The sequence below is a fragment of the Streptomyces sp. SID5643 genome (assembly GCF_009872555.1).
Taxonomy (GTDB): domain Bacteria; phylum Actinomycetota; class Actinomycetes; order Streptomycetales; family Streptomycetaceae; genus Streptomyces; species Streptomyces iakyrus.
Map to the genome: position 1 here is coordinate 38742 of NZ_WWIC01000305.1, position 6045 is coordinate 44786.

A 6045-nucleotide genomic window follows, 5' to 3' on the forward strand; every position below is an offset into this window, starting at 1 on the left:
GTCGTTACGCTCACCGTGTGCCGGTCCTCGACTCTGTGACGCTGCGTGCGCGTGACGCCATCAAGGGCATCTGGCGTGAGGCCGCCAGGTTCGGTGTCGTCGGGGCCCTGGCCTTCGTCATCGACAACGGCGGCTACAACCTGCTGGTCTTCGGCCTGCCCGGCGACGCGGAGGGCGGGGTGATGCGGACGGCTCCCGTGCAGGCGTCCGTCATCGCGACGGCCGCCGCCGCGCTCTTCAGCTGGGTGGGGAACCGCTACTGGACCTACCGCGGCCGGCACCGCGACAAGGTGACCCAGGAACTCGCACTGTTCCTCGTGGCGAACGGGGTCGGGCTCGCCATCACCGCGGGCACGGTCTTCGCCTCCCGGCATCTGCTCGGGCTGGACTCGGCGCTCAGCGACAACACCGCCCGCATCCTCGGCTGGATCCTCGCGACCCTCTTCCGCTTCTACGCCTACCGGCGCTACGTCTTCGTCGCATCCTGAGCCGCTAACATCCGGCATATGGGACAAAAGCCACTGGTGGCGCGTACGCAGCGCTGGGTCTGGGGTCTGGCCGCCGTCGCCGCGCTCTGCTGCCTGGCCACGGTCCTCGTCTTCGCCCCCGGGTTCCTGAGTCCCGACAGTCTCGACCAGCTCCGGCAGGCCCAGGGCAAGGCGCCCCTGACCGACTGGCATCCACCGGTGCTGAGCCTGGTGTGGCGGGCCCTCATCGCCATGACCGGGTCGGTCACGTCGATGCTCGTCCTCCAGTCCGCCGTCCTCTGGGGCGCGCTGTGGGTGCTGGCCCGGTGCGTGTGGGAGCTGACCCGGAGCCGTGGCGGGTCACTCGCCGTGCTCGGCGTGGGGCTCGCACCCTTCGTGCTGAACTTCGCCGGGGTGGTGTGGAAGGACGTGCACGCGGCGTTCGCGCTGCTGGCCGCGTGCGCGGTCGCCTTCACCGGCCTGCTGCTGCGGGACCGCGACCTCCGCCCCGCCGTCCGCTGGGTCCTGCTCTGGCTGGGCGTGCTGTTCCTCGCCTACGCGATCCTGGTGCGCAAGAACGCCGTCGTCGCCGCGGTCCCCGTCTTCGTCATGCTGGTCCTCGCCCTGTGGGGCAGGCCGGGACGCCGTACGTGGGTGGCGTGCACGGCGGCCCTCGTGGCCGGGCTCGCCGTGCCCGCCGCGGCCATCTCCCTGTTCGCCGCGCCGCTCCAGACCAAGCAGGGCGCCCAGATCATGCTCGACGACCTCGTGCACGTGCTGAGTGTCGAGGAACTGCGGTCGGCGGACGTGCCGCCCGCCCTGCGCGACCGACTCGTGGCCTCCGCACGGGAGTGCGAGCGGGTCGGCGCCCTCTCGGACGCCTACTGGGCCTGCTACCAGCGCCCGGCCGACGGGCTGCGCGGGGACTCCGGCGCGATCACGTCGCTGTGGCTGCGCGAGATGGGCGGGCACGTGCCGGGCTATCTCCAGTACCGCCTGCTGCTCTTCACCACCCTGCTGTTCGAGACCGACTACGCGTACAAGGCGGGGATCACCCGCAACGACCTGGGCATCGAAGTGGCGCACCCCCGGCTGGAGGACGCGCTCGGCACGTACGTCAAGGGCATGATCGAGGACCTGCCCTGGCTGTTCCGCGGCTGGTTCTGGCTCACGGTCGCGCTGGTGCTGGCGATCCGCCCCGGCCGGGGCCTGTTCGCCATGCCGGTGCGGGCGCTGGGCATCAGCTCGGCGGCCTACATCCTCGGCTATCTGCCGATCATGCCCGCGACCGATTTCCGGTACGTCTACTGGCCCGCACTCGCCTGCACCCTCGGCCTGCTGCTGCTCTGGCCGGGCCGCGGCAGGACCGCACCGCCCCCTGCGGCCCCCGGCGCAACGGCCGGCCGCACCCTGCCGGTGCACCAGCCGGCGGACGCCGGGGGCCAGTAGCGCGTCAGTCCAGCACCGGCAGCAGCTGGGGCAGATGCCCGTCCGACGCGGCCGCCGCCCGCTGCCGCTCCTCGGGGACGTCCCCGTACAGGGTGGTGCGGGCCCGGGCCGGACGGCCCGCGGCGTCCGCCACCGCGATGAGGTCCTTCACCGACTTGTACGACCCGTACGACGAGCCCGCCATGCGGGAGATGGTCTCCTCCATGAGGGTCCCGCCCAGGTCGTTCGCGCCCGAGCGGAGCATCTCGGCCGCGCCCTCCGTGCCCAGCTTCACCCAGCTGGTCTGGATGTTGGGGATGTACGGGTGCAGCAGCAGCCGGGCCATGGCCGTGACCGCCCGGTTGTCCCGCATGGTCGGGCCCGGGCGGGCGATCCCCGCCAGGTACACCGGCGCGTTGGTGTGCACGAACGGCAGCGTCACGAACTCGGTGAAGCCGCCCGTGCGCTGCTGGATGCCCGCGAGGGTGCGCAGGTGCCCGAGCCAGTGCCGGGGCTGGTCGACATGGCCGTACATCATCGTCGAGGAGGAGCGGATGCCCAGCTCGTGGGCCGTCGTCACGACGTCGATCCAGTCGGCCGCGGGCAGTTTGCCCTTGGTGAGGATCCAGCGGACCTCGTCGTCGAGGATCTCGGCGGCCGTCCCGGGGATGGTGTCCAGGCCCGCCTCCTTGGCGGCGGCCAGCCATTCGCGGACCGACAGGCCCGTGCGGGTCGCGCCGTTGACGACCTCCATCGGCGAGAAGGCGTGCACGTGCATGCCCGGGACGCGTTCCTTCACGGCCCGCGCGATGTCGAAGTACGCCGTGCCGGGCAGGTCCGGATGGATGCCGCCCTGCATGCAGACCTCCACCGCGCCCACGTCCCAGGCCTGCTGGGCCCGGTCGGCGACCTGGTCCAGGGAGAGGGTGTAGGCGTCGGCGTCCGTGCGGCGCTGGGCGAAGGCGCAGAAGCGGCAGCCCGTGTAGCAGACGTTGGTGAAGTTGATGTTCCGCGTGACGATGTAGGTGACGTCGTCGCCGACGGCCGACTTCCGTACGTCGTCGGCGACCCGGGCGAGCGCGTCCAGTGCCGGGCCGTCCGCGTGCAGCAGGGCCAGCGCCTCGTCGTCGGTGAGCTTCGTCGGGTCGTCGGCGGCCGTGCGCAGGGCCTCGCGCACGTCGGTGTCGATGCGCTCGGGGGCCATGCCCGGGGCGGCGGCCTCACGCAGGGCGCCCCAGTCGCCGTACACCTCGTCGAAGTCGTCCCGGCGGTCGGAGCTGCGGCCGTCCGTGTCGATGGAGGTGTGCAGGTCGGTGCGGCCCGACGCGGTGAAGACCTCCTCCGGCTCCTGCCAGGGCAGGCCCTGCGGGAGGGCGTCGGGGCGGGCCAGGCCGGTCTCCGGATCGGCCAGCGCTGCCACGTGCGGGCGCAGCCGCGGGTCCAGCCAGGGCTCGCCGCGCTTCACGAACTCCGGGTAGACACACAGCCGTTCACGCAGCTCGAACCCGGCGGCCCGGGACTTCTCGGCGAGCTGCTCGATCTGCGGCCAGGGGCGCTCGGGGTTGACGTGGTCGATGGTGAGCGGGGAGACCCCGCCCCAGTCGTCGATGCCGGCGCCGATCAGCCGCTCGTACTCGTCGTCGACGAGGTTGGGCGGGGCCTGGATGTTTCCGCTCGGGCCCATGAGGAGCCGGGCGACGGCGACCGTGGCGACCAGTTCGTCGAGTTCCGCGTCGGGCATGCCGCGCATCGCGGTGTCCGGCTTGGCGCGGAAGTTCTGGATGATCAGCTCCTGGACACCGTGGTAGGCCCGCGACACCTTCCGCAGCGCGAACAGCGACTCGGCGCGCTCCTCGTGGGTCTCGCCGATGCCTATGAGGACGCCCGAGGTGAAGGGCACGGAGGACCGCCCGGCGTCCTCCAGCACCCGCAGACGCACGGCCGGTTCCTTGTCGGGCGAGCCGTGGTGGGGGCCGCCCGGCTCCGACCAGAGGCGGGTCGCGGTGGTCTCCAGCATCATGCCCATGCTGGGCGCGACGGGCTTGAGGCGCTGGAAGTCCGTCCAGCTCATGACGCCCGGGTTGAGGTGCGGGAGCAGGCCCGTCTCCTCCAGGATCCGGATGGAGATGGCCCGCACATAGGCGAGGGTGTCGTCGTAACCGTGCGCGTCGAGCCACTCGCGCGCCTCCGGCCAGCGGTCCTCGGGCTTGTCGCCGAGGGTGATGAGGGCTTCCTTGCAGCCGAGGGCGGCGCCCTTGCGGGCGATGTCCAGCACCTCGTCCGGCGACATGAACATCCCGTGCCCGTCCCGGCGCAGCTTGCCGGGGACGGTGACGAACGTGCAGTAGTGGCACTTGTCCCGGCACAGCCGCGTCAGGGGGATGAAGACGGACTTGGAGTACGTGATGACGCCGGGCCGCCCGGCCGCCGCCAGGCCCGCGTCCCGCACCCGGGCGGCCGAGGCCGACAGGTCCTCCAGCTGCTCGCCCCGCGCCTGGAGCAGCACCGCCGCCTCGGCGACGTCGAGCGAGACACCGTCCCTGGCCCGTTTCAGGGCGCGACGCATGGAGTTGTCGGTAGGTCCGGTTCCGGAGGCCGCGGAAGTCGTCATCCTTCGAGCATACGAGTGCGCTGATCAGCCGCGGGTCAGCCCCGTCAGTGGAAGGCCAGCCAGCCGATGCCCAGGGCCGAGACGACACCGGCGGCGGCCACGGCGGCCGGTCTGTTCCGGTGCAGGGCGAACCAGACCAGCGCGGCGGTCACCAGCACGGCCGTGGTGCCGATCGCGGCACGCAACAGTCCCTGGCTGTAGCCGTACTCGGTGAAGTGACGCAGGAGCCAGGAAAACCAGGCAAGCCGCATGACGCTCTCTCCCCCCGTGGTGAACTGAACGGTAGTTTAGTAGAGAGAGCCAACCGGGCTGCCGGGCAAGGGAGTTGTCAGAGGTGGGCGGCGAGGCCGTCCAGCGCCTTCAGCACCTCCGCCTCCCCCGCCGGAGGCAGCTGCGCCACGACTTCCTCGATGCCGAGGTCGGCGTAGTGGGCGAGCTTGCCCGGGGTCGGGTGGACGGCGTAGGGGACGACCTGGAGGGCCCGGGGGTCGCGGCCGGCGTCGGCCCAGGCTGCGCGCAGGACCGGCAGCGACTCGCCGAGGCCCCGGCCGCCGATCGGCAGCCAGCCGTCGGCGTACTCGCTGATGTGGGAGAACAGCTTGGGCCCGGCGGCCCCGCCGACGAGCGTGCGCGGGCCCACGACCGGGCCGCGCGGCTTCTGCACGGGCTTCGGATACGCGTGACTGGCCCGGACACCGCCGAACTCTCCGTCGTACGCGACCGGCTCCTGCGACCACAGGGCGCGCATCAGCGCCATCCGGTCCCGGACCAGCTCGCGCCGGGTGCTCCACCGCACGCCGTGGTCGGCGGCCTCCTCGACGTTCCAGCCGAAGCCGAGCCCGAGCGTGAACCGGCCACCGGAGAGGTGGTCGAGGGTCGCGACCTGCTTGGCCAGGTCGATCGGGTCGTGCTGGGCGACGAGTGTGATGCCCGTGCCGAGCCCGAGCCGTTCGGTGACGGCGGCGGCCTGGCCGAGGGCCACGAAGGGGTCGAGGGTGCGGCCGTACTCGGGCGGCAGCTCACCGCCCGCCGGGTATGGCGTGGTCCGCTCCACGGGGATGTGGGTGTGCTCGGGCAGGTACAACCCGGCGAATCCGCGGTTCTCCAGCTCCCGGGCCAGCCGGGTGGGAGTGATCGTCTCGTCGGTGAGGAAGATCGTCACGGCGATGCGCATGGGCTCATCTCTACCCGCGGGCGGCCCACCTGTCCATACCGACCGGTCGGACCCGGCGGACGGGTCGCACCTGCGGGGTGCGGGGTGGGCGTGCGGACGACCGGGAGGAAGCGGTTCAGGAGCACGGCCCGGCCGCCGTGGCGGTCCATGCGGGCCACGGCCTGCCGCCAGGCGGTGGCCGGGATGCGGCGGCCGGGACGCGGCGGCCGGGCTGCCCGATCGCAGGCGGTCGCCGAGCAGTGCTCCGGTGCGGTGGGCGAGGAAGTCACCGACGGTCGCCGGGCCCGCCGGGCCCCACGGCCAGCGGCAGGCTCAGGGCGCCCGGTGCGGGCCAGTGCCCCGGCCGCCGGGAGCAGGCCGGGGCC

Annotated in this window: 5 protein-coding genes; 2 read left to right on the forward strand and 3 right to left on the reverse strand. The window is 72.6% G+C overall.

The window, feature by feature from the left end; all coding sequences use genetic code 11:
* Positions 1-17 precede the first annotated feature (17 nt).
* Entirely contained in the window at positions 18-488 is a 471-nt protein-coding gene (locus tag GTY56_RS33260; protein WP_161368993.1) for a GtrA family protein, read from the forward strand.
* Between the two features lie 18 nt (positions 489-506).
* Positions 507-1916 (forward strand): hypothetical protein, encoded by a 1410-nt coding sequence (locus GTY56_RS33265; RefSeq protein ID WP_161368994.1) that lies wholly within the window; start codon positions 507-509, stop codon positions 1914-1916.
* Positions 1917-1920: 4 nt separating this feature from the next.
* On the opposite strand, the gene GTY56_RS33270 is transcribed toward GTY56_RS33265, so the two are convergent.
* The 3 genes from GTY56_RS33270 to GTY56_RS33280 form a co-directional block, all read right to left on the reverse strand.
* Positions 1921-4506: a bifunctional FO biosynthesis protein CofGH gene (locus GTY56_RS33270; protein ID WP_161368995.1), complete on the reverse strand. Its 2586-nt coding sequence runs from the start codon at positions 4504-4506 to the stop codon at positions 1921-1923.
* A 44-nt stretch (positions 4507-4550) separates the two neighbouring features.
* Positions 4551-4757 (reverse strand): hypothetical protein, encoded by a 207-nt coding sequence (locus GTY56_RS33275; RefSeq protein WP_161368996.1) that lies wholly within the window; start codon positions 4755-4757, stop codon positions 4551-4553.
* A 77-nt stretch (positions 4758-4834) separates the two neighbouring features.
* The gene (locus GTY56_RS33280; protein WP_161368997.1) at positions 4835-5680 is read right to left on the reverse strand and encodes an LLM class F420-dependent oxidoreductase; all 846 of its coding nucleotides are present in this window, start codon (positions 5678-5680) and stop codon (positions 4835-4837) included.
* Between the last annotated feature and the right edge of the window lie 365 nt (positions 5681-6045).